At 71.6% G+C, this 22,452-nt stretch carries 23 protein-coding genes; 14 read left to right on the forward strand and 9 right to left on the reverse strand.

Annotated elements, in window-relative coordinates; translation table 11 throughout:
• Positions 1–1,206 carry an MFS transporter gene (locus O7631_RS05210; protein WP_278143242.1) on the reverse strand — a complete coding sequence of 402 codons (1,206 nt, stop codon included), beginning with the start codon at positions 1,204–1,206 and terminating at the stop codon, positions 1–3.
• Positions 1,207–1,225: 19 nt separating this feature from the next.
• On the reverse strand, positions 1,226–1,954 hold the full coding sequence (locus tag O7631_RS05215; protein WP_278143243.1) for a VOC family protein: 729 nt from the start codon (positions 1,952–1,954) through the stop codon (positions 1,226–1,228).
• 97 nt (positions 1,955–2,051) lie between these two features.
• On the opposite strand from O7631_RS05215, the gene O7631_RS05220 reads away from it, so the two are divergent.
• Together O7631_RS05220 and O7631_RS05225 are read left to right on the forward strand one after the other, a co-directional pair.
• Positions 2,052–2,378: a hypothetical protein gene (locus O7631_RS05220; protein ID WP_278143244.1), complete on the forward strand. Its 327-nt coding sequence runs from the start codon at positions 2,052–2,054 to the stop codon at positions 2,376–2,378.
• A 41-nt stretch (positions 2,379–2,419) separates the two neighbouring features.
• On the forward strand, positions 2,420–2,728 hold the full coding sequence (locus tag O7631_RS05225) for a hypothetical protein (protein WP_278143245.1): 309 nt from the start codon (positions 2,420–2,422) through the stop codon (positions 2,726–2,728).
• 40 nt (positions 2,729–2,768) lie between these two features.
• Here the strand turns inward: O7631_RS05225 and O7631_RS05230 are convergent, their stop codons facing one another.
• Positions 2,769–7,220 carry an HAD-IC family P-type ATPase gene (locus O7631_RS05230; protein ID WP_278143246.1) on the reverse strand — a complete coding sequence of 1,484 codons (4,452 nt, stop codon included), beginning with the start codon at positions 7,218–7,220 and terminating at the stop codon, positions 2,769–2,771.
• Between the two features lie 152 nt (positions 7,221–7,372).
• On the opposite strand from O7631_RS05230, the gene O7631_RS05235 reads away from it, so the two are divergent.
• The 6 genes from O7631_RS05235 to O7631_RS05260 all read left to right on the forward strand — a co-directional run bounded on the left by O7631_RS05235 (position 7,373) and on the right by O7631_RS05260 (position 11,560).
• Positions 7,373–7,633, forward strand: coding sequence for a hypothetical protein (locus O7631_RS05235; protein ID WP_145778311.1), 261 nt, complete (start codon positions 7,373–7,375; stop codon positions 7,631–7,633).
• A gap of 58 nt (positions 7,634–7,691) precedes the next feature.
• Complete coding sequence (locus O7631_RS05240; protein ID WP_278143247.1) at positions 7,692–9,083, forward strand: MFS transporter; 1,392 nt, start codon at positions 7,692–7,694, stop codon at positions 9,081–9,083.
• 51 nt (positions 9,084–9,134) lie between these two features.
• Positions 9,135–9,788, forward strand: coding sequence for a GAP family protein (locus tag O7631_RS05245; RefSeq protein WP_278143248.1), 654 nt, complete (start codon positions 9,135–9,137; stop codon positions 9,786–9,788).
• Between the two features lie 113 nt (positions 9,789–9,901).
• Entirely contained in the window at positions 9,902–10,684 is a 783-nt protein-coding gene (locus O7631_RS05250) for an NAD(P)H-binding protein (protein WP_278143249.1), read from the forward strand.
• A 37-nt stretch (positions 10,685–10,721) separates the two neighbouring features.
• Positions 10,722–10,916 (forward strand): hypothetical protein, encoded by a 195-nt coding sequence (locus O7631_RS05255; protein ID WP_088987020.1) that lies wholly within the window; start codon positions 10,722–10,724, stop codon positions 10,914–10,916.
• Between the two features lie 95 nt (positions 10,917–11,011).
• Positions 11,012–11,560: a YbaK/EbsC family protein gene (locus O7631_RS05260; protein ID WP_278147849.1), complete on the forward strand. Its 549-nt coding sequence runs from the start codon at positions 11,012–11,014 to the stop codon at positions 11,558–11,560.
• Between the two features lie 68 nt (positions 11,561–11,628).
• On the opposite strand, the gene O7631_RS05265 is transcribed toward O7631_RS05260, so the two are convergent.
• The 4 genes from O7631_RS05265 to O7631_RS05280 form a co-directional block, all read right to left on the reverse strand.
• The gene (locus O7631_RS05265) at positions 11,629–12,264 is read right to left on the reverse strand and encodes a DsbA family oxidoreductase (RefSeq protein WP_278143250.1); all 636 of its coding nucleotides are present in this window, start codon (positions 12,262–12,264) and stop codon (positions 11,629–11,631) included.
• A gap of 20 nt (positions 12,265–12,284) precedes the next feature.
• The gene (locus tag O7631_RS05270) at positions 12,285–12,713 is read right to left on the reverse strand and encodes a SufE family protein (RefSeq protein ID WP_278143251.1); all 429 of its coding nucleotides are present in this window, start codon (positions 12,711–12,713) and stop codon (positions 12,285–12,287) included.
• 66 nt (positions 12,714–12,779) lie between these two features.
• Positions 12,780–13,205 carry a CBS domain-containing protein gene (locus O7631_RS05275; protein WP_278143252.1) on the reverse strand — a complete coding sequence of 142 codons (426 nt, stop codon included), beginning with the start codon at positions 13,203–13,205 and terminating at the stop codon, positions 12,780–12,782.
• Positions 13,206–13,261: 56 nt separating this feature from the next.
• On the reverse strand, positions 13,262–15,031 hold the full coding sequence (locus O7631_RS05280) for a proline--tRNA ligase (RefSeq protein ID WP_278143253.1): 1,770 nt from the start codon (positions 15,029–15,031) through the stop codon (positions 13,262–13,264).
• Positions 15,032–15,189: 158 nt separating this feature from the next.
• Here O7631_RS05280 and O7631_RS05285 point away from each other — a divergent pair, with 158 nt between their 5' ends.
• From O7631_RS05285 to O7631_RS05310, 6 genes are all read left to right on the forward strand, one after another.
• On the forward strand, positions 15,190–15,720 hold the full coding sequence (locus O7631_RS05285; protein WP_278143254.1) for a SigE family RNA polymerase sigma factor: 531 nt from the start codon (positions 15,190–15,192) through the stop codon (positions 15,718–15,720).
• Positions 15,717–16,889 carry a hypothetical protein gene (locus tag O7631_RS05290; RefSeq protein ID WP_278143255.1) on the forward strand — a complete coding sequence of 391 codons (1,173 nt, stop codon included), beginning with the start codon at positions 15,717–15,719 and terminating at the stop codon, positions 16,887–16,889. Before O7631_RS05285 ends, O7631_RS05290 begins: the two co-directional genes overlap by 4 nt.
• A 229-nt stretch (positions 16,890–17,118) precedes the next feature.
• Entirely contained in the window at positions 17,119–18,228 is a 1,110-nt protein-coding gene (locus tag O7631_RS05295; RefSeq protein WP_278143256.1) for a hypothetical protein, read from the forward strand.
• Positions 18,229–18,433: 205 nt separating this feature from the next.
• Positions 18,434–19,201: an SGNH/GDSL hydrolase family protein gene (locus O7631_RS05300; RefSeq protein ID WP_269683721.1), complete on the forward strand. Its 768-nt coding sequence runs from the start codon at positions 18,434–18,436 to the stop codon at positions 19,199–19,201.
• Between the two features lie 2 nt (positions 19,202–19,203).
• Positions 19,204–19,650, forward strand: coding sequence for a hypothetical protein (locus tag O7631_RS05305; RefSeq protein ID WP_278143257.1), 447 nt, complete (start codon positions 19,204–19,206; stop codon positions 19,648–19,650).
• Between the two features lie 92 nt (positions 19,651–19,742).
• The gene (locus O7631_RS05310; protein ID WP_278143258.1) at positions 19,743–20,645 is read left to right on the forward strand and encodes a sulfurtransferase; all 903 of its coding nucleotides are present in this window, start codon (positions 19,743–19,745) and stop codon (positions 20,643–20,645) included.
• A gap of 75 nt (positions 20,646–20,720) precedes the next feature.
• Here the strand turns inward: O7631_RS05310 and O7631_RS05315 are convergent, their stop codons facing one another.
• Positions 20,721–21,902, reverse strand: coding sequence for a hypothetical protein (locus O7631_RS05315; protein ID WP_278143259.1), 1,182 nt, complete (start codon positions 21,900–21,902; stop codon positions 20,721–20,723).
• The gene (locus tag O7631_RS05320; RefSeq protein ID WP_269681750.1) at positions 21,899–22,447 is read right to left on the reverse strand and encodes a SigE family RNA polymerase sigma factor; all 549 of its coding nucleotides are present in this window, start codon (positions 22,445–22,447) and stop codon (positions 21,899–21,901) included. The genes O7631_RS05315 and O7631_RS05320 overlap by 4 nt, the downstream gene beginning before the upstream one ends.
• Positions 22,448–22,452: the final 5 nt, after the last annotated feature.

Genomic DNA, 22,452 nt, shown 5'->3' on the forward strand with positions numbered 1-22,452 from the left:
TCAAAGCACGGGGATGTTACCCGGACGTGGGGTCAAGAGTGGTCCCCGTCGTCCCAGCGCCCATACCGCCAGCGCCACACAGCAGAGCCCTGCCCCCGCGATCGTGACCGCTGTCCAACCCCCGGCCGACCAGAGGATGCTTGCGGCTGCGGATCCGACGGCGGCGCCGATGAAGTTGCCGACGGCCAGCGCCGTGTTGAGCCGACTGCGAGCCACCTGGGAGAGGGTGAACAGCCGTGCCCGGTTGAGAAGGGCCTGCGTCTGGAGAGCGACGTCGAGCATGACGATCGCGACGACGACGAGCACGACGGATCGGCCGGCGAACGCCGCGAGGACGAAGGCGCCGAGGGCCAGCATCCAGGCCACCCCGGTGGCTGGCAGCGACAGACCACTATCGTGCAGACGGCCGCCGTGCAGGCCGGACAGGACTCCAGCGAGGCCGGCCAGCCCGAAGAGCCCGATGACCGCCACCGGGTAGCGGAACGGCGGGCCGCTGAGGAGGAACGTCAGCGCCGTCCAGAACAGCGAGAACGTGGCGAATCCGGTCGCGGCCAGGGCCAGCGTCCACCGGGCGGCCCGTTCGCCCGTGACCACCGCGCCGACCGAGGCGATGAGCTGGGGGTACGGCAGACGCGTCCGCGGTGCCAGCGGTGGGATCGCGCGGTGCAGCAGGACCGCGAAGTGGAGGGCGACGACGGCGGCGAGGGCGTACACCACACGCCACCCGGCGGTGTCGGCGACCAGGCCGCTGATCGTGCGGGAGGCCAGGATGCCGGTGAGGGTGCCGGACCCGACGACGCCGACGATACGGCCGCGGTGGGCGTCCCCGGCGAGGTCCCCGGCGAGCGGGGTGAGGATCTGCCCGGAGATCGTCGTCACGCCGAGCACGCCGAGTGCGAGGAGAAGGACCTCGATCGTCGGTGCCAGCGCACACATCAGCAGTGCGGCTGTCGAGGCCAGCAGCATCACCGGGACGAACCGGCGGCGGTCGAGGACGTCGCCGAGCGGCACGAGGAGCAGCACGCCGACGGCGTACCCGAGCTGTGTCACGGTGACGAGCCAGCCTGCGGTCGCGGTCGCGGCGTGCAGGTCGGCGGCGATGAAGCCGAGGAGCGGCTGCGCCCAGTACAGGTTGCCGATGGATGCTCCCGCCGCTGCCGCGAGCAGGAACGTCAACCGGCGGCTCATCTCCGTCGGCGGTGCCATCCGGGATGCGGGCGAACGGTCAGGCTGGGGTGAGAAGGCAGAACTCGTTGCCTTCCGGGTCGGCGAGGACCGTCCACGGAACGTCCAGGTCGATCACGGTGGCGCCGAGAGCGGTCAGCCTGGCGGTCTCGGCGCCGAGGTCGTCCCCGGGGTACGGCCGGACGTCGAGGTGGACGCGGTTCCACAGGGTCTTCACATCAGGTGTCCGGATGAACTCCAGGTACGGCCCGACGCCCTTGGCGGAGCGCAGCACCGCCTGGCGGTCGGTCACCTCCTGCAGGACCCAGTCCGTGGCCTGTCCCCAGAACTGGGCCATGGCAGGCGGATCCGTGCAGTCGACCACGACAGCGGCGATCGGCCCGGTGTCCCGGTAGGTCGGTCGGGGTTCCAACACGCAGAACTCGTTGCCCTCCGGGTCGGCCAGGACCGTCCACGGGACGTCGCCCTGGCCCACGTCGGCAGGTGTGGCGCCGAGGTCTGTCAGGCGCGCGACCACCTGCGCTTGGTGGGCTGCCGAGGTGGTGGCGAGGTCGACGTGCACGCGGTTCTTCACGGTCTTGGGTTCCGTGGAGACGACGAGGTCGATGACGACGGCGACGGGATCCGGGTAGACGAAGCCCTCGGGTTCGAGGTTGGTCACGCCGGGCTCCTCGCTGGAGACTCCCCAACCGAGTGCCTTGGCCCAGAAGTCGCCCAGCGCGGAGTCGTCCCGCGCCTTCATGTTGATCTGCACCAGCCTCGTTGCCATGCCGACGATGCTAGATCCTGTTTCGCTTCGACAGTACCGACTGACGCGCCGCTCAGGTGGTGACGTTTACGTGGACCGGAGGCGGGGATCCGCGATCGTGCGGATTGACGTGAACGAGCCGAATTCGGTCGAACAATTCTGGGACGGAATGCGGGAGGCGGCTGCCGCAGCCACACGGCATCAGGACGACGACCTGTACGAGGCGATCGTCAAGATTGGCCGATCCGCGCTGGCCCAGGGGGTCGAGCTGGTGCCGTCGAGCGGGTTCTTTCTCTTGTGTCCAGTGTGTAGTGCACTGTCGGGCCAACGCTGCATCAACGTGCCGGGCCATCCGCTGGATGACAGCAGGCTTCATGCTGAGCGCGTCGAGCTGGCCGAGAAGGCCATGAGAGGGGAAGTGCCTCTCCCCAGGCCGCTGCGGTAAAGACCTGTCGGATCCTGCGTCGCGCTTGTCATGATCCGCGGATGGATGAGCAGCGAACCCCCGTCACCGTGCACCTCTACTGCCGGGTCGAGGTGCTCGTCACCGACCCCGCGGCGGTCACCGGTCAGGCGGTCGCCGACCTGCGGGCGGCCGACCTCGACTGGTGCGCCGAGGAGGACGATCTCGAGACGGCTGTCGAGGATCTACGGTCGGACGTCGTCGCCGCGTTGGCCGGTGTGGTGGACATCAGCCGACTGAGCGACGGTGTCCCGGGGGTGGAGTTCCGTGGTGGTCGGTGCTGGGCCGAGCAGGGTCCGGCCCGCGACCCGTTCGGTGCCGAGGAGCGGTGACGGTCGGGAACGCGAAGCCGGCCGCGCGGAACAACTGTGGTCAATCCGCGTGCTGAATCTCGGACGAGGACGAGGACGAGGGCGAGGACGTGGACGTGGACGAGGCCTCGGGTCGTGCTTCCGGCAGGTGTTCCATCAGCCTGGTGAGCGCGCCGTTGGCGAAGGTGGCGCCGAGCGCCGAGCCGGCCCCGATGGTCCAACCGACCGGCCCGAGCGGGGTGCAGCCGAAGAACTGGCTCACTCCCGGCGTCTGCACCACCACGGCCAGCACCCCCAGCGACGCCGCCGTCGACGCCAGCACGGTCGGGCTGGTGCCACCGGCCAGGACGGTCTGGCCGAGCTGGGTGCCGACCAGCGACACCAGGGCGACGGTGCCGGCCCGCTGACGGCGTCCGGTGTACCGGGCCAACGTCCAACCCGTTGTGGCGCCCAGCGTGGTGGCTGCCGCCCGCAACCCGATCTCCCTGGTGAGGCTCTCCCCGAGCGCCAGGTCCGGGCCCTCCCTGAGCAGCCTGTCGGTGCGGTCCGACGCGGGTGGCCGGACCGCGATGGCCAACGCAGGTGCCAGGTCGGTGAGCAGGTTGACCAGCAGCAGTTGTCGGCCGGTGAGCGCGGAACGACCGGTCGCCGCGGCGGTGAGCACGCTGAATGCGATCTCGCCCAGGTTGCCGCCGACCAGGATGCTGAGCGCGTGGCGCACCGACGACCACATCGCCCGCCCCTCCACCAGCGTCGCGATGATGGTCTCCAACCGGTCGTCGGTGACCACCAGGTCGGCGGCGGCACGCGCCGCCGGGGTGCCCCGTTGACCGAGGGCGATGCCGACGTCGGCCAGCCGGATCGCCGGAGCGTCGTTGGCCCCGTCGCCGGTCATCGCGACGGTTCGCCCGCACTTCTGCAACGCCTGGATGATCCGCACCTTGTGCGCCGGGGTGCAGCGGGCCACCACGTCGGTGTTGGCCAGCCGGTCGGCGAGCGCGTCGTCGTCCAGTCGGTCGAGTTCACCGGCGGTGACCACGCGCTGCTCGTCGTGCTCGCTGATGGTGGCGGCGATCGCCTCGGCGGTGGCCGGATGATCACCAGTGATCATGATGGTGTGCACGCCGGCCTGCCGGATCCGACGCACCGCCGGGGCAGCGCTCTCCCGAACCCCGTCCGCGAGGGCCAGGAAACCCACGAAGGTCAGCCCGCGCACGTCGGAGTCGGTCACCTTCGGGTCGTCCACGGGACATTCCGCGACGGCCAGGATCCGGTTGCCCGCCCCGGCCCGGTCGGCGAGCATCCGCTCCAATTCCGCGCGCCCGGCGTCGTCCAACGGTTGCTGACTGCCGTCCATGCGGCGGGCCGAACACCGCGGCAGCACCGTCTCCGGAGCACCCTTGACGCTCAACAGCAGCCGACCGTCGGTCTCGCCGACACTCGCGTGGTAGCCGCGGGAAGGCTCGAACGGCAGCCCTCCGTTCGCCCGCCAACCGGGAGCGCCCGTCTGCTCCACCACCCCGGCTTCCCCGGCACCCCGCCGGACGGCCCGGTCCGTCTGCAACGCCAACTCCTCCGGGTTCGCCGCGGCGGGGGTGGCCCGCAACGCCGCAGCCAGCGTCAACCGGAGTCGGTCGTCCAACCGGTCCACCGGGGCGTACCGGTCACCGGCGCTGTCGCCGACCCCGGCCAGCAGCAGCTGCCCCTCGGTGAGCGTGCCGGTCTTGTCGAAGCAGAGCACGTCCACCCGACCCAACGCCTCGATCGTGCGCGGGTTGCGAACCAACGCGCCGTGCTCGGCGAGACGTCGGGCGGCCGCCAGCTGCGCCGCACTCACCAAAAACGGCAGCCCTTCCGGCACCGACGCAACGGCGAGGTTCGCGGCGGTCGCCGCCGTTTCGGCCAGGGGTACGCCCCGAAGCAGACCCGCGCCCGCCACCGCCACCGCCGAGCCAGCGGCCAGCGGGATGGCGGCGCTGGTCAACGAGCCGAGCCGCGCTTCCACCCCGCTCGTCGGTGGGGCCTGCCGCACCAGCGCGAGACTGCGGCCGGATTCGGTGTCCGACCCGGTCGCCACGACCACGGCGGTGCCATGTCCGGCGGCGACTGTGGTTCCCTCGTACAGCATCGAGTGGCGGTCGGCGATCGCGGCGGCCACCACCGGCCGGTTGGACTTGGCGACCGGCAACGACTCACCGGTCAGGGAGGACTCGTCCGCCTCCAGACCCACTGATTCGAGGACCCGGCAGTCGGCGGGCACCGAGTCGCCCGGTTCGAGGGCGATGACGTCCCCGAGGACCAGGTCTCCGGCGGCGACCACCTGCTCGGCACCGTCCCGACGGACCCGCGCCGTCACCGCCGAACGGGACAGCAACTCCGCCAGCGACCGTTCCGTGTTCCGTTCGTGTACCGCGCCGATCAGGGCGGAACCACCGACGACGCTGCCCACCAGCGCGGCGTCGACGAGCGATCCAAAGGAGGCGGAGAGGACCGCACCGGCGGCCAGCACCGGAGTCAACGGGTTGGACAACTCCTCCACGAAGGCGCGCAGCAGACCCCCGGTTCCGGGCGCGGCCTCTCCGTTCCCGGCCGACCCGTGGTGGCGGCGCTGGGCCTCCGCTCCGGTCAGACCGTCAGGGGTGGTGCGCAGGTGGTCGAGCACCGTACTGACGGGCATCAGATGCCAGGCGGTCGTGACCGGTGCCGGCGTGTCCGACTGGTCGTGCAGCCGGCGGGCCTGCCAGACCCCGTTCGCGAAGGCCAACCCGGCAGCACCGTTGACGGCGACCAGCGCTTTGTGCGGCAACTGCGTCGGTGGGGCGGTGAACGCGCCGAGCGCCCCGAGACCGCTGCCGGCCATGGACAGCCGGATGTTCTGCTTCGCCGTGCGCCGGGCGACCCCGGTCGCCTCGATCACCAGGGCCACCACCCGCAGATCACCGCCGACCAGCAGGTGTGCACCCCACGGCGGTAGATCCTCCGGGGCGGTGGTGAACCCGAGACCACAGTCGGACGCGCCGAGCGCCTTCCGGTCCGCGGAAACCACCATCACCACCGCGCCGTCGCGCTGAAGCGCGCGTACCGACTCGGTCAACCGGTCGCCGCCGGGCAGCAGCGCGTCGGCGAAGGCGTACCGCTGCTCGTCCCCACCCGCGACGACCAGCCGCAGACCGGCCCTGCGGGCGGCGGCCGGCAGGCCGTCGACGCCGGGCGCGGGCTCCGGTTCCACCCGCAGCAGCGCGGCCAGCCGGTCCCGGTGTGCCAGGCCGAGGAGTTGACCCCCGGCGGATCGCAGACGGTCCCCGTCCGGGATGTCACCATCGCCGTCCGCGGGCATCTGGTCGAGGGGTGCGAGCCGCCAGTCGTCGGCCGTGCGGGACGCGGCCGGGTGGTCCGGGTCGAACAGCGCGAAGGCCCGCTCGGCCACCTGGTCGACGTCCGCTCCGGTCGCCGGAGCCAGATCGGCCAGTACGCCCCGGTCCGAGCCGAGCACTGCCGCGTCCAACACCAGCGTGTCGATCCGGTCCAGTTCCCGCAGCACGCTGCGGTCCATCGCGATCACGCCACGCCGGGCCAGCATCCAGCCGAGTTGGGCGGCGTACCCCTCGCGTCCACTGCCGGGGGCCTTGGGCAGGGCGGCGAGGCCCAGCGCGGTGGCCCGCTTGGGCCCGGCGAACGGCATGGCCGCCGCTCCGGCCGCCGCGCCCGCGGCGAGCATCTTGTTGATGTACCGCTCCACGGGGCCGTCCGGCTTCGGCCGAGGACGGTCGATCACCGGCCATCGGGCCGTCGCACGGTCCGCGTCGCCGGTCAGCCGTGGCTCGGCGCGCTCCCAGGCGGAGAGTTGGGCCCGCGCCTCGCCCCACTGGACCACCCGCTGGGCGCCGTCCAGGACGATCCCGGTCCAGCGACCGGTCAAACCCTGCACCACCGCCTCTGCCAGGGGGAACAGGATGTCGGCGCGTGGGTCGGAGCGCAGCCGTTTGCCGACGAATTCGTGCACCTTCGGCTGTAGGTCCACGGCGGCCAGGAGGCCGGAGACCTCCCCGGGCAGCGGCGCGAACGGCAGGATCCGGGTGGCCGCCGAGATGGTGAGGCCCAGGGCGTCCGAGGCGAGCCCGCCGAGGGTGCGCGGAGTTCGGGGCCCCTCCTCCGGTGGGTGCGGCGGCGGGATCTCCGGGTCGGGCTCGTGGTCGCAGGCCTGCTCGACCCGGCTGATCGTCTCGATCAGGTCGCGCATCGTCGGCTCGGGATTCTGGACGGCGACCACCACCCGGCCGGACGGGGCGTTGACGCGGGCCCAGGCCACTCCCGGCATCCGCTCCAGCGCGTCCTCCACCTGGCGCGCCAGCCGGTTGCCGCCGTCCTGGCACACGCCGTGGACCTCGATGTGGTGCCGGCCCGGTCGCGACCAGACCCGACGACGGCTCAGGCCCACGGTCCGGGCCAGCCGGGTCGCGGCCGAGTTGACGGTTCGCGCCGCCTCGCCGAACAGGTGCGGCACGCCGGCCATCTCGTCCTCCCACCGCCTCGCGTCCGGCGGCCTGGCTTCCCGACCTGCCGTCCGTTATGCCCCTCCAGCGGCGGAACTTTCCGCCGAGGCCGGCGCATGGACGGGGTGGGGTGTGGAATCCGACGACAATCACCGGACACGGGGAGGCCGGAATGAGCACGCTGACGCGACACCTCAACGGCTCGCGCGAGAACGTGCAGATGTACCAGCGACGAGTCGACCTGCCGATGCTGGGTGAGGTGGCGGTGCCACCACCGGACAAGGTCGTCTACTACGCGGGGCTCGGGGTGCTGGCCGCGCTCCAGGTCATCGAGTGGCCGATCGCCTTGGTGATCACCGCCGGTCATCTGCTGGCCGACCAGCATTTTTCCGGCCTCGTGCGCGGGGTTGGGGAGGCGTTGCAGGACGCTTGACGAGAGCCGGATCACCAGGGTTTGACTTGAATCAGGGTTGAGGTCGCATCCTCGGTGGATGTCGACCACACCAACAGCCACCGCCGTACCCGCAGCACCGGGGCTGTTCGCGCCTCGGCTGCGGGCGATGACAGTGGGCAGCGTCGCGTTGATCTCGCTGCTCGCGTTCGAGGCGTTGGCTGTCGGTACGGCGATGCCCACCGTGGCCCGGAGCCTCGACGGGTTGGCGCTGTACGGGATCGCGTTCGGAGGATCGTTCGCCACCGGTGTGCTGGCCATGGTCGTGTCCGGCATCTGGTGCGACGCCCGTGGACCTCGTGGACCGATGTGGCACGGCGTCGCCTGGTTCGTGGTCGGGCTGCTGATCGCCGGGACCGCTCCCGTGATGAGTGCGCTGGTCGTCGGGCGGGCGGTGCAGGGCTTCGGCTCCGGGCTGCTCTCGGTGGCGCTCTACGTGATCGTCGGGCAGGCGTACCCGCAGGACCTGCACCGGAAGATCTTCGCGGCGTTCGCGGCGGCGTGGGTCGTACCGTCGCTGGTGGGGCCCGCTGTCGCCGGTCCGATCGTGGAGTACCTGGGCTGGCGGTGGGTCTTCCTGGCGGTCCCGGCGGTGGCCGTGCCGGCGGTCCTGCTGATCCATCCGGGCCTCCGGTCGCTGGGCCGGAGCACGACGACCGGTCCACCGGCCGGCGCGGCGGCACGAATCGCCTGGGCGCTCGGTGCCGCGGTGAGTGCCGCACTGCTGCACATCGGGGGTCAGCAGCGCGGCGTCTCCGCCTTGGTGCTGATCGTGGTCGCAGTGGTCGGTCTGCTGGTCTGCGCCCCGCGTCTGCTGCCGGCCGGGTTCCTCCGGGCGGCTCGTGGTCTGCCGACGGTCGTCGGGTTGCGTGGTCTGGCGTCGGCGGCGTTCGTGGGCGCCGAGGTCGTCATTCCGTTGATGCTCTCCCGGGAGCGGGGCCTCTCGCCGACCGCAGCCGGGCTGGTCCTCACGGTCGGCGCATTGGCCTGGTCGGTGGGCTCCTGGTTGCAGGGTCGGATTCCGGTGCCGACCTCCCGGGCCAGCCTGCCGCGCGCCGGGCTGACCTGCATCACCGTCGGCACCGCCACGGTGGCGCTGGCCGTTCGACCGGAACTGCCGGTGAGCGTCGCCGTGCTGGGCTGGGCGGTCGCCGGTCTCGGCATGGGTCTGCTCTACCCGTCGTTGTCGGTGCTCACCCTGGAGTTGTCGGCACCGGGTGAGCAGGGGCGCAACAGTTCGTCGCTGCAACTGGGCGACTCACTCTTCGCGGCAACAGTGCTGGCGCTGACCGGGGCCGTGTTGGCGGCCGGCAGCGCGCCCGGCCCGGCGAGTTACACGCTGACCCTGGTGGTGGCGGCGGGCCTCGCGCTGTTCGGGGCGCTACTGGCCGGCCGGGTCGTGCTGGGCGTGAGCACCCGACCGCTCGGGTGATCCGGGGAAACGGCCGCATCCGACCCGGTCGGGCCGGGAGGATGACGGGCGATGAACCTCCTGACCGTCCTGCCGCTCGCCGTGGTGATGGTCGCCGGATCCCAACTGGTCGTGGCGGTCTTCCTCGCTTCGTCGAACCGGCCCCGGGCGGCGTCGCTGGGCTTTCTCGGCGGCGCCGGGCTGGTGGTCGCGGCCGGGGTGACGGTGAGCTGGCTGCTGACCCGTTGGGTGGGTGGCCTGGTCGCCGACGCCAGCGCCGTCGCCGGCAAGGTCGACCGCGGACCCGCCATCGACCTGGTGGTTCTCGCGCTGCTGGTCTGCCTGGCCGTGGTGGTCTGGGTACGGCGTGACCGCTCCGGGCCGCCGAGATGGCTGGGCGGCATCGAGCGTGCCGGACCCCGTCAGGCGATGCGGCTGGGCGCGTTGCTCTTCGTGGTGACACCCACCGACGACCTGACCATGGCGGCGGTCGGCGCGAGCGTGGCCAGGCACAACCTGCCGTGGTGGCACCTGGTGCCGTTCGTGCTGCTCACAGTGCTTCTACTCGCCCTGCCCCTGCTGGCGTTGCTGCTGCTCGGGGGCAGGGCGGCCCGGACGCTCAACCGGATGCGGGAGTGGGCCGAGGGGCACACCTGGATCGTCAACGAGATCGTGATCGCGTTCTTCGCGTTGTTGACCGTGCTGGACCTGATCCGTTCGGGGTGACCCGCCGCACTCCCGGTCACGGGAGTGCCGTCTGTGCCGTCGACATCGCGTGGGCCGACGGCTCATCGATCGGACAGGTGTGCCGCGGTTCGCGGCCGGAACAGGAGGACGAGATGAGGGTTCTGGTCACCGGGGCGGGCGGCCGCCTGGGGCGCGCGGTGCTCACGCGGCTGCACGACGACGGTGTGACGGTCCGGGCCACCAGCCGACAGTGGCGTACCGACTCCGAGGTCGAGTGGGTGGTGGCGGACCTCGCGACGGGCGACGGGCTGGGCGAGGCGGTGTCCGGGGTGGACGCCGTGCTGCACCTGGCGTCCGCCCCGCAGGGCGGGCAGACCTACCAGGTGGACGTGCTGGGTACGCGCCGGCTCGTGATGGCCGCCCGCGCCGCCGGTGTGGGGCACCTCGTCTACATCTCGATCGTTGGGGTGGACCGGGTGCCGATCCCGTACTACCGGCACAAGCTCTCCGCCGAACAGGTGGTCACGGCCGGACCGGTGCCGTGGTCGGTGCTGCGGGCCACCCAGTTCCCGCAGTTCCTCGACGATCTGCTCACCTCCAGCTCGCGGCTGGGACCGGTGATCGGGGACCGGGCGGTGCTGGCCCAACCGGTCGATCCGGGCGAGGTGGCGGCGCGGTTGGCGGCTCGGCTGGTCGCCGGGCCGCTGGGCGGCATCGAGGAGTACGGCGGGCCGCAGGTGCTCCGCTTCGACGAGGCGGTTCGGGCGTGGCGGGAGGCCCGAGGCTCACGCCGACCACTGCTGCCGGTGCGGATTCCCGGCCGGCTCGGTCGCGAGTTGCGCGCCGGTGGTCTCGTCACCGAGGCGCTGCCCCGGGGCGTCCGTACCTGGGCCAATCACCTCGCCGACACGTACGGGGGAACCGGCCGGAAATGAGAGCAACAACGGTTCACGTTCGTCTTACGGTGACGCCATGTTCGTTGTCGTCACCACGGTGATCCTCTACGTCTTCGGCTTCGTCTTCCTCTACGGCGTGATCCGACTCGGTGTCCGCCACGGGTTGGAGGACCTGGAGTTGCAACGGGCCAGGGCCCGGCGCGAGGAGGAGCTGGCGGCTGCCCGCGACCGCTCCTTCATGCGCGACAACGCGTTCCTCGCCGGCAGTTGAGCACCGGCGCGGTTCGGCCGGGCCCGGTGGTGTCACGGGACGGCCCGGGAGCCGCCGGGCGGTTCGGCAGTGCGGATGCGAGGATCGCACCCGTGATGGGAACGCTGAAGACCGAACCGGCCCGCGCTCGCCTCGACCTGCTCGCCCCGCCGGTTGCGGAGGCCGTCGCGCAGTGGCCGGCCGACGCGCCGGTGGACGTCAACGACGTGCTGGTGGCGCCGATCGACGCCGACCTCGCCGACACGGCCGCGTTCTGTCAGGCGTACGAGGTGGGGTTGGACGTATCGGCCAACTGCGTCGTGGTGGCGGGCAAGCGCGACGGAGTGGTGCGTTACGCGGCGTGCATCGTCCTGGCCACCACCCGGGCCGACGTGAACGGGGTGGCCCGCCGCACGCTCGACGTGCGTAAGGCGAGCTTCGCGCCGATGGCCGACGCGGTCGAGTTGACCGGCATGGAGTACGGGGGCATCACCCCGATCGGACTGCCGGCGCAGTGGCCGATCCTGGTCGACTCGCGGGTCGTCGCCACTCCGCACGTGATCATCGGCTCCGGCGTACGGCACAGCAAGGTCGCACTGCCGGGGCCGGCGTTGGGCGCGCTGCCCGGTGCTCAGGTGGTGGAAGGCCTGGCCAGGCCGGCCTGACCAACAACCGGCATCGATGTTGTTGCACGTGAAACATCATGATCATCGATGCCGGTTGCCGTGCTGAGTCAGAGGGCTGCGGCCTCGCGCTGCTCGACCTCGGCGATCGCGGCGAGCAGCGTCTGCACCTCCTGCGCACCGGAGACCGCGTACTTCCCGGCCAGGACGAACATCGGCACGCCGGTGATGCCGAGGTCCCGGGCGGTGGCCAGTTGGGCCTCGACGTCGGCGACGCGCTCGTCGGAGTCGAGGAATCGTCGTGCGTCGGCCGCGTCCAGCCCGATGTCACCCGCCAGCGCGGCGAGCGCCTCCCGGGAGCCGACGTCGACGCCGTTGTTGAAGTGCGCCTGGTAGAGCGCCTCCACCATCTCGGCCGCCCGGCCGTGATCGGTGGCGTAGGAGACCAGCCGGTGCGCGTCGAAGGTGTTCGCGATCACCGCGCGGTCGTAGTCCAGTCGGAGGCCGTCGGCCGCCGCGACCTGGGTCACGTGGTCGATCATCTGCCGGGCGCGCTCCGGGCCACCGAACTTGCCGGCCAGTGCCTGCACCAGCGGAAGAGGCTCGGGCACCGGCGACGGGTCGAGCTGGAACGGCCGGTAGCGGACAGTGACCTCACCCTCGTAGCTGGCGAGGGCCTCGTCCAGGCGGCGCTTGCCGATGTAGCACCACGGGCAGATCACGTCCGCGTAGATCTCGATCTCCATGATCGTTGGCAACCCCGAGGTCAGCCGAGTTGTTCCCGGATCTGCCGCTTGAGGCGACCCAGGATCGCCGTGCCACCACGAACCCGCAGAGGGCTGATCGCCTGCGCCAGGCCCATCCGCTGGTAGAGGTCGTCCGGCACGGCCAGCACCTGCTCCGCGCTGGCACCCGCCAGCCCTTCGGCGAGGATCCCGGCGAACGCCCGCGTGGTGGGTGCCTCCGGCGGGCAGTCGAAGAGCGTCTCGACGGTGCCGTCCGGAGTCACCTTCGCGCGCAGGAAGAACGCCGTCTGACACTCGGGCACCTGTTCCATGCCCTCGCGTTCGGCAGTGCCCTCCGGCAGCACCGGGATGACGTCCGCGTACTCCAGGAGCATCTCCAGCACCAGGTCGCGCGGCGCCGCGGCGAACTCGTCGACGATCTCGGCCAGTCGGGCCGGCATGTCAGCCATGCGTCGAGGCTACCGCCGTCGTGCGGGGCCCTCGCGAACAAGCCGACCGCGCCGGCCCGCACGTCGTCAGACGGTCGGCGACTGCTCGCTGATCTCGCTCAGCGCGCTGGTGGGGTCGAGCTGCATGGCCAGGTCGCCGAGCGAGACGATCCCGACCAGCTTGCGATCACTGTCACAGACCAGCACCCGCCGGATGCCCCGGTCCCGCATCAACGCCGCCGCCTCACCCGCGGTGCAGTGCTGCTCGATCATGACCACCTCGCGGGTGACGATCGAGCCGATGGTGGTGGCCGCCGGGGAGCTGTTCTCCGCCACGGCCCGCACCACGATGTCCCGGTCAGTGATCATGCCGGCGAGGCTGGCGCCATCGGTGACCACCACGTCACCGATGTCGGCCTCCTTCATCACCCTGGCCGCCTCGTCCAGGGTGGTTTCGACCGGCAGATACACGACCTGCTTGGTCATCACGTCGCTGACCCGGTATTCGGTCACGAGAGCCTCCGAAGACGTTTCCACCGATCCGACAGCACTACCCCGTGACGCGGCAGCTACACCAGGTTTCCACGTTCCTGGCGTACCTCGTGGACGAGTCGCTCGACCACGCCTTCCAGCGGTAGCTCGGAGCGCCCGTCGCCGGCCCGCTCGCGCAGCTCGACGTACCCGTCGGCGAGTCGGCGGCCGACCACGACGGCCCGGGGGATGCCGATCAGCTCGGCGTCGGTGAACTTGACCCCGGCCGAGACGTGCGTGCGGTCGTCGACAAGCACGCGCAGGCCGGCGGCGGCGAGACGCCCGCCGAGCTCCAGCGCCGTGTCGAGCTGCGGGCCCTTGCCCGCGACCACCAGGTGTACGTCGCACGGCGCGACCGCCGCCGGCCAGACCAACCCACGGTCGTCGTGGTGCTGCTCGGCTACTGCCGCCACCGCCCGGGAGACCCCGATGCCGTAGCAACCCATCGTCGGCCGGACCGGCTTGCCGGCCGGTCCGAGCACGTCGACGGCGAACGCGTCGGTGAACCGGCGGCCGAGCTGGAAGATGTGCCCGATCTCGATGCCCCGCCGGATGGTCAGCTCACCGTCGTCGCAGGTCGGGCAGGGGTCACCGGCCCGTACCTCGGCCGCCTCGATAGTGCCGTCCGGCGTGAAGTCCCGACCGCAGACCACATCGGTCGCGTGTCGGCCCGGCTCGTTCGCCCCGGTCAGCCACGCCGAGCCGGCCACCACCCGAGGATCGACCAGGTAACGGACGCCCAGCTTGTCGAGCAGTTGCGGCCCGATGTAGCCGCGAACCAACTCGGGATGCTCGGCCCACTCCTCGAAGACGGCCACCTGGGCCGGGTGCAGGGCGGCTTCGACCCGCTTGAGGTCGACCTCCCGGTCACCGGGCAGCCCGATCACCAGGGGCTCGGCCCGGTCCGCGCCCGGCTGACGGACGGACAGCACGACGTTCTTCAGGGTGTCGGCGGCGGTCCAGCCGTCCCGACCGCCCAACCGGCGGGCGTTCGCCAACTCCACCAGACTGGCGATCGTCGGCGTCTCCGGCGTCTCGTGCACCTCGACGGGAGGCTGCACGGTCGGATCACCGGCGGCGGGCACCCGGGTGACCACCGCCTCGGTGTTGGCCGCGTAGTCGCAGGCGGTGCAGCCGACATAGGTGTCCTCGCCGACCGGTGTCGTCGCCAGGAACTCCTCCGACGCGGAGCCGCCCATCGCGCCGGACATCGCGTGCACCACCGTGTAGTCCAGACCCAACCGGTCGAAGATCCGCCGGTACGCCGCGCGATGCCGGGCGTACGCGTCGCGCAGCCCCGCCTCGTCCAGGTCGAAGGAATACGCGTCCTTCATCAGGAACTCCCGGCCGCGCAGCACACCGGCCCGGGGTCGGGCCTCGTCCCGGAACTTCGTCTGCACCTGGAACAGCGTCACCGGGAAGTCCCGGTACGACGTGAACAGGTCCTTGACCAGCAGCGCCGCCATCTCCTCGTGGGTGGGCGCCAGCAGGTGCTCGGCGCCGCGCCGGTCGGCGAGGGTGAAGAGAAGATCGCCGTACTCCGTCCACCGGCCGCTGGTCCGGTAGGGCTCGGCGGGCAGCAGCGCCGGGAAGTGCACCTCCTGGTCGCCGATCGCGACCAGTTCGTCGCGGACCACCTGGGTGATCCGGTCCAGCACCAACTTGCCCAGCGGCAGCCAGGTGTAGCCGCCCGGTGCGGCACGACGGACGTAGCCGGCACGCAGCAGCAGCCGATGGCTCGGCACCTCCGCGTCGGCCGGATCCTCGCGCAGGGTCCGCAGCAACAGGGTCGACATGCGTAGCAGCATGGGCGCAGCCTAGGGCCGTGCCGGCCGGCCGGGCGACCCAATTCGGGCGAATCCGGTGGCGTGGACCGGGAATCGCCGGCGGCAACCATCGCCGTGTCGACTCGCGTCTGGGAAGGCAGCACACCGCCCCAGCCTCATTACCCGAAGGATCGGCCCGTGTGGACCCTCTACTGAGTGAGTTCGACTCGTTCGTCCGTACTCGCACGCCGGCGTTGCTGCGCTCGGCCTATCTACTCACCGGTGACCAGCACCTGGCGGAGGATCTCGTCCAGTCGGCTCTGGCCCGCACACACCGGTCCTGGAACCGGCTGCACCACGCCGGCAACGCCGAGGCGTACACCCGCAAAACCATGTACCACCTACAGGTTTCCTGGTGGCGGCGTCGCCGGGTACCCGAGTCGATGCCGGGCGACCTGCCCGAGCCACGCGGAGGCGACTCGGGCCCGGACCACGCCCAACAGACCAGCCTGCGGCTCACTCTCCGGGCCGCGCTGGCGAAGCTCTCCCCGAAACAGCGGGCCGTGCTGGTGCTGCGGTTCTTCGAGGACCGCAGCGAGGCCGAGACCGCCGATCTTCTCGGCGTCACCGTGGGCACCGTGAAGAGCCAGACGGCGAAGTCACTGGCCAAGCTGCGCGTCGTCGCGCCCGAACTCGCCGAGCTGTACGTCCTGGAAGGAAGCGCCCAATGAACGACCAGCGCCTCCGGCTCGATCTCACCGAGCTGGCCGAGGAGGTCACCGTGGTCGACCTGCGGGACCGGACCCTACGGACGTCCCGACGGCTCGGTATCCAACGGGCGGTGGCCACGTCGGCCGCCGCTCTGGTGTTGATCGCGGCGGCGGCCGGCACCGCCTTCGCCGTTCGGCCTGATCAGTCCCCGGCCCCACTGCCCGCCGACAGCCCGTCGGTCACGGCAAGCCCGACGCCGACGCAGTCGCCCAGCTCGACGCCGTCCACCAGCACCAGCGGAGCACCCGGCTCCCCCGACGGTGGATCCAGCCCGAACACGCCGACGGCGGAGTTCGGCAAGCTCTTCTACGGGCCTGTCGAGGTGACCAGCGAGCAGACGTGGAACCTTCGGTCCTGGCACCCCGGCGAAAGCCCGGTTCGGCTGCTGGCGCTGCCCGACATCGCGATGAGGGGAAACTCGGGCGTCTCGTCGGACGGTCGCCGGGTGGCCTGGGTGAGCCCCGAGAACGAACTCTTCGTCTCCGACGTCGACGGCTCGGACAGGCAGGAGGTGCGCGCGAATGTCGATCCGTACTGCGTCGGGGCGGCCTGGTCGCCGGATGGTCGGCAGTTGCTGTTCCGGGAGTTGAGGTCATCGGGTGGCCCTGGCCGGTACGGCGTGGTGGACATGCGTTCAGCGGGAAGAACCGTGAGCTGGTGGGCCACCGACCCCGAGGGCTGCAACGCCTTCTGGGCGGCGGACGGTCAGACCATCGCCATGACCACCGACTACGGGGTCACCCTCTACGGGGCCGACGGCAGGAAGAAACGAGTCGTTCCCGGCTTCTCCCCGGGCGGGTGGCACACCAGAGACGTTGTCAGCCTCTCCCCGAACGGCTCCCGGATCGCCCTGCTGCGGGCCCGGTCAGCTGGGGATTCTGGCGACGGTGCTCGCGACCTACGGGTCAATGTCGTCTTGGACACCCGTACCGGCAAGACGATCGGGTTGCCGTTGGGTGGGCGCGAGGTGCGGCAGGTCCACTTCCAGACCGACGGGTCGATGGTCGTCCGGGTCCAGGGCGGCAACGGGTACGCCGTGCTGCTGGTCGGCGAGGACGGCAGGAAGATCTCCGAGACCGCAGAGCCGGCGGCTCTGAAGGACATGCAGATCCTGGCCGTCGTGAGCTGACGACCAAGCAGGGCGAAGGGCGGGTCACCTCCGGGTGGCCCGCCCTTTGCGGTCCGCGCATCGGTCGCCGCAGCGCGCCGATCACCGTTGGTGATCTGCGGAAATGGTTGCCGGGGCGGTCGGATCCGACTGTCGGATAGCGGCGTCCGGCGGGGGCAACTCACCACGACCAGGGGCACGTCTTGGGTGGTGTCCCGCTCGGTAGCGAACTCCATGAAGGAGTACCACCATGAACCTCGGCCCGTTCACCCAGCCCGCCCGTCGTTACCGCGCCCTCGTCGGTACGGCCGCGCTGCTGTTCCTGTCGGTTGCTGTCACAGCCTGCGGTTCCGCCGGGCCGGACCGCGCGTCGACTCCCGCCGGAAACGACGGTGCCTTTCCCGCGACCAGTGATACCTCGGTCGGCGGGGCGGGTGGTTCCGGGTCGGGCGTCGCCCCCATCACTACGGCCCCGGCGGACCCGGCCGGCGGCTCGCCCCAGTGGCCGCAGCTGACCTGGTACACCGCCCAGGAGTACGGCGCGGCGCAGAACGACCCGGCCCGGGTCTGGCGGCGTACCTCGGACGGGCGTTGGCAGCAGGTGCGGGAGGGCCGCCCGGGCAACGGTACGGCTGCCGGGCAGATCGCCGTCGCGCCGGACGGCCGACGGGCCGCGTGGGTCGAGGCGTCCGCCGAGCGGCTGCTGATCAGCGACTTCGAGGGGACCAAGCAGCGCGCCATCCCGACGCACGGCCAGCAGACCTGCGCCCCGAGCTGGCTCGACTCCGACCGGGTGCTGTTCGGCCTGGGCCGGGAGAAGGACTGGACCGTCGTCGCCGTCAACGCCGACGGCACCGGCCGGAAGGTGGTCGCCACCCGGCAGGCGAGCTGCCCGACGGTGTCCGCCGGGTCGATCGCGCAGTTCACCGACCGAGCGGTGCGAATCCGCGGCGAGCGGGGCACCGAACGCTCGATCACGCCGAGCGTGCCGAAGGGCCTCGTCATCGACGGGGTGGCCGGTATCTCCCGGGACGGTCGGTCCCTCGTCATCAGCACGCACGTGCCCAACGCCGGCGAATGTGGGTGCGGCTGGCGGTTCCGTACCTACCGGGTGGACGCCGCCAGCGGGAAGGCCACCGAGTTGACGCCGCTCAAGCGGGCCTGGAGCGAGCCGAACGGCCACGGCCAGGCCGTCAAGGCGATGATCCTGGCCGATGGTGGCCTGGTGGTCCAGGTCAACACCGCGACCCCGGCGGACGACGCGCCGGCGTACCGGTTGGTCCGCTACGGCGCTGACGGCCGGGTGCAGGCCGACGCGGCTGTCCCGGCCGGTCAGCCATGGGGCGGCCTGCTGGGTTGAGCCAACCGGTGGACTTCCACCGGTGACGACGAGGGACCGGCCGCTCACGGGGGTGGCCGGTCCCTCCGGTCGACTTGGTCGCCAGACCGGGGTGTCGCGCGGCTGAGCCATGACCTCCGCCACGTCCGTCGATCGGGGCGGTGCCGGTGACGCCTCCGGTGACAGACTTGTCGCCGCAGGCAACGAGTGGCGTAAGGGGGCGCGGGTGCGCTGGCGCAGTTTTGTCGCGGTCGGGGACAGCTTCACCGAGGGAATGGACGACGCGTACCCGGACGGCACCTTCCGGGGTTGGGCGGACCTGGTGGCCACCCGGCTCGCCGCCGAGGCGGGCCCCGACTTCCGGTACGCGAACCTGGCCATCCGGGGCCGGCTCTTCCCCGGGGTGGTCGCCGAGCAGGTGCCGGCGGCGGTGGCGATGAAGCCCGACCTGATCAGCTTCGCGGCCGGTGGCAACGACGTTCTGCGCCGCACCTTCGACCCGGACACGCTGGTGGCCCGCTTCGACGAGGTGGTCCGGCAACTGCGTTCCGGTGGCGCGGATGTGCTGCTGTTCCGGTTCGCCGACGTGATGGCCCGGCTGCCCGGCCAGCGCCTCGTCGCTCCCCGGGTGCAGTTGCTCAACCAGGCTGTCGGTGAGACCGCCGAGCGGCACGGCGCGATCATGGTCGACCTGTACGCCGACGACACCTTCCTCAACCCGATGCTCTGGAGCACCGACCGGCTGCACCTCTCCGCGGCCGGCCACCGGCGGGTGGCGGGGCAGGTGTTGAACGCGTTGGGAGTGGGTTGCGACGAGGAGTGGCTGATGGTCCCGCCGCACCCGGCCCCGTCACCGTGGCTGGCCGCCCGCGCCGCCGACCTGCGATGGGCCGGTCAGCACCTCGCGCCGTGGGTGAAGCGTCGGCTCACCGGCCGGTCGTCCGGCGACACGGTGACGGCCAAGCGTCCGCTGCTCGGGCCCATCGTCGACTGAACATGCTCACCCTGCACACCGCGCCGCTGCTGCGGCGCGACCGGGTCGGCGAGCCGGTGCCGGAGCACGCCGTACTCGTGGGCGGCGACCGGATCGAGGCCGTCGGGCCGCTTGCCGAGCTGACGGCGGCGTACCCGGGTGTTCGAATTCGCCGGTGGCCCGGCACCCTGGGTCCGGGTCTGTTGCACGACGGCCCGCTGCCGCCGGCGCCCACCCCACGCGAGCGGGTGCACGCGCTGCTGCGCGACGGGGTGACGGCGGTGGTGGCAGAGCACCTGACCGACCCGCCGCTGCGGGCCGCCGTCGACAGGAGCGACCTGCTGGTGCTGCCAGTCGCGGTGTCGGTGGCGCTGCTTCCGGGCGGGCGCGCGGACCTCGCGGTCCACCGTGTCGACGGTGCCTGTCTGGTGACCGTGGTCGCCGGTCGGATCGTTCACCGCCGCGCCTGAACGGCACCCACGAACGTTCCCCACGCCACATGTGTCGTCCCCGATGCTCGATGGCGGGTCGTCCGGTCGGGTTGCGGCGTAGTTTGGGGATCATGTCTGTGCCGAGCGATCCCGATCCCCGCCTCCAGTCGTACGCGGACCCGCAACGGTTGGTCACCACCGAGTGGCTTGCCGAGCACCTGGGCGACGAGGGCCTCGTCGTCGTCGAGTCCGACGAGGACGTGCTGCTCTACGAATCCGGTCACATTCCCGGTGCCGTGAAGGTCGACTGGCACCTGGAGTTGAACGACCAGGTGACCCGGGACTACCTGGACGCCGAGAGCTTCGCCGAGCTGTGCGCCGCGAAGGGCATCGGTCGGGGCGACACCGTCGTGTTCTACGGCGACAACTTCAACTGGTGGGCCGCGTACGCCCTCTGGGTGTTCTCGCTCTTCGGTCACGCCGACGTGCGGCTGCTCGACGGCGGTCGGCAGAAGTGGATCGCCGAGGGCCGCGAGGTGACCCGCGACAAGACGACCCGACCGCGCGCGGAATACCCGGTGCCGCTGCGCGACGACGCGCCGCTGCGGGCGTACCGCGAGCAGGTCATGGCGCACATCGCCGCCGGCCGGCCGCTGGTCGACGTCCGTTCGCCGGGCGAGTACACGGGCGAGACGCTGCACATGCCGGACTACCCGCAGGAGGGCGCGCTGCGCGGCGGGCACATTCCCGGTGCGGTGAGCAAGCCGTGGAAGTCCGCCGCCAACGACGACGGCACCTTCAAGTCCGCCGACGAGCTGCGCGCGATCTACGCCGACCAGCTCGGGCTCAGCCCGGCCGACGACGTGATCGCGTACTGCCGGATCGGTGAGCGGTCCAGCCACACCTGGTTCGTGCTGCGGCACCTGCTGGGTTACCCGCAGGTGCGCAACTACGACGGGTCGTGGACCGAGTGGGGCAACCTGGTCCGGGCACCTGTGGTCAAGGGCGACCAGCCCGGCGGCCTCGCCTCCTGAGCAGGCTGAGCGGCCTCGCGGCTTGAGCCGTACGGCCGTCCCCACGCGATTGCCCCGGTCGCGTGGGGACGGCCGTCAGCTGGCAAGTGCCATCGCCCCCCGTAGGTCGCGGACGATGCCGGTGATCTCGCCGGTCTCCGGGTTCCAACGGGCCAGGGCAGCCGGCTCCAGCCGGAGGAGCACCGAGCCCTTGTTGTCCCAGCCCAGCACCTCGCAGCAGCCCTTGGCCCGATCCCGGCCCAGGTCGAGCAGATGGGACACGGCGCCGGTCCGTGCGTCCAGCACGGCCACCCCTTCGGCGCCGTCGATCTCACCGCTGGTGATCCACGCCGCGCTGGCCAGCCGCTCGCCGTGCAGCCAGCCCCGGCCGTAGAACTCGTTGATCGCGTACGGCGAGGGCAGCGCGCGCCCGGTGATGGGCTGTTCGGAACGGATCTGCGCCTCGCGGGCGGTCCTGGTGCGCAGTTTCAGGGCGTCCCGTTCACCGATCATCTCGACCAGTGGGGCGTCACGGCCGGCCTCCGGGTCGGGTGCGGCCAGGACCCAGGTCGACACGTCGATCAGGGTGGCGACCCCGGTGACCCGGTCCACCGCGTACGTCCGGTCGTCGCCCCCGACCAGCACCCGGTCATGCGCCCACACGACCAACTCCAGGTATCCCTCAATCGGTATGCGGCGGACGTCCGCCGTGGTGAGGTCGACCAGGACCAACTCGTCGTTCTGGGCGAACGCGGCGGACCGGCCGTCCGGCGACAGCACTCCCGGCTTCAGGGCGACCGCCTCGTTGCCGCTCGCGTCCCGGGTGGGCGCCAACGTCACCACGTCGAGACTGCGCACCACGCCGTCGTCGCCGAGAACCCGGACCGGCCCGTCCGCGCGGTTCTCCTCGTCGACCGGTTGGAACAGCGCCCGCGCCCGCTGGACCGGTCGCTCGGAGAGCGGCACCGTCGCCGGGCTGCCGAGCCGGTTCAACGGGTCGGGTAGGTAGGTCAGATTGTCGGGCGGCCGCTGGACCGGGCCGTTGTGGGTGGGTTCGGCGGTCGGGGCCACCGGAATGACCGGCGGACGATCGGCGGAGGAGCGCAGGGCGGCCACCATGCCACCGCCGACGAGCGCCACGGCCAGCGCCGCCGCCGCGACGGCCTTTCGGGTACGCCGGGTGCGGCGGGCCCGCTCCCATCCGGCGGTTGCCGGTCGGCTGGGCAGCACGTCCTCGACACTGACGGTCATCAGTCGGCGTAGGTCCTGCTCGTTCACGGGTTCACCTCCAGACCGCTGGCCAGGTCGGCCGAGCCCTGGCTCGGTCGGGTGTCCCGAGCGAGGTCCGGTGCGACCTCGCGGAGTCGACGTAGCGCCGCGTGACACTGGCTCTTGACGGTGCCGACGGTCACCCCGAGCGCCTCGGCGGTGGCGACCTCGGTCAGGTCCTCGTAGTAGCGCAGCACCAGTACGGCCCGTTGCCGTGGGGGCAGCAGACCCAGCGCGTCGTGCAGTGTCAGCCGTAGCGCGCCGTCCCGGTCGTGGGCCACCTGATCCGGCGGCGCGGCGCTGAGCCACTCCCGCCGACGACGTCGCCACCACGACACCGAGTCGCGGTAGAGGATGGCCCGCACGTACGCGGAGGGGTCGGCGTTGCGGACCGAGCCCCATCGCAGGGCGAGCTTCAGGAGCGCGTCCTGGAGCAGGTCCTCGGCCTGGTGTTGGTTGCCGCAGATCAGGTACGCCGCGCGGAGCAGCCGGTGTTGGTGGCTCTCCACGAAGGCGAGGTAGCCGTCGCGCCCGTCGTCACCCTTCGGTGCCATCCGCC

This window comes from Micromonospora sp. WMMD967 (assembly GCF_029626165.1).
Taxonomy (GTDB): Bacteria; Actinomycetota; Actinomycetes; order Mycobacteriales; family Micromonosporaceae; genus Micromonospora; species Micromonospora taraxaci.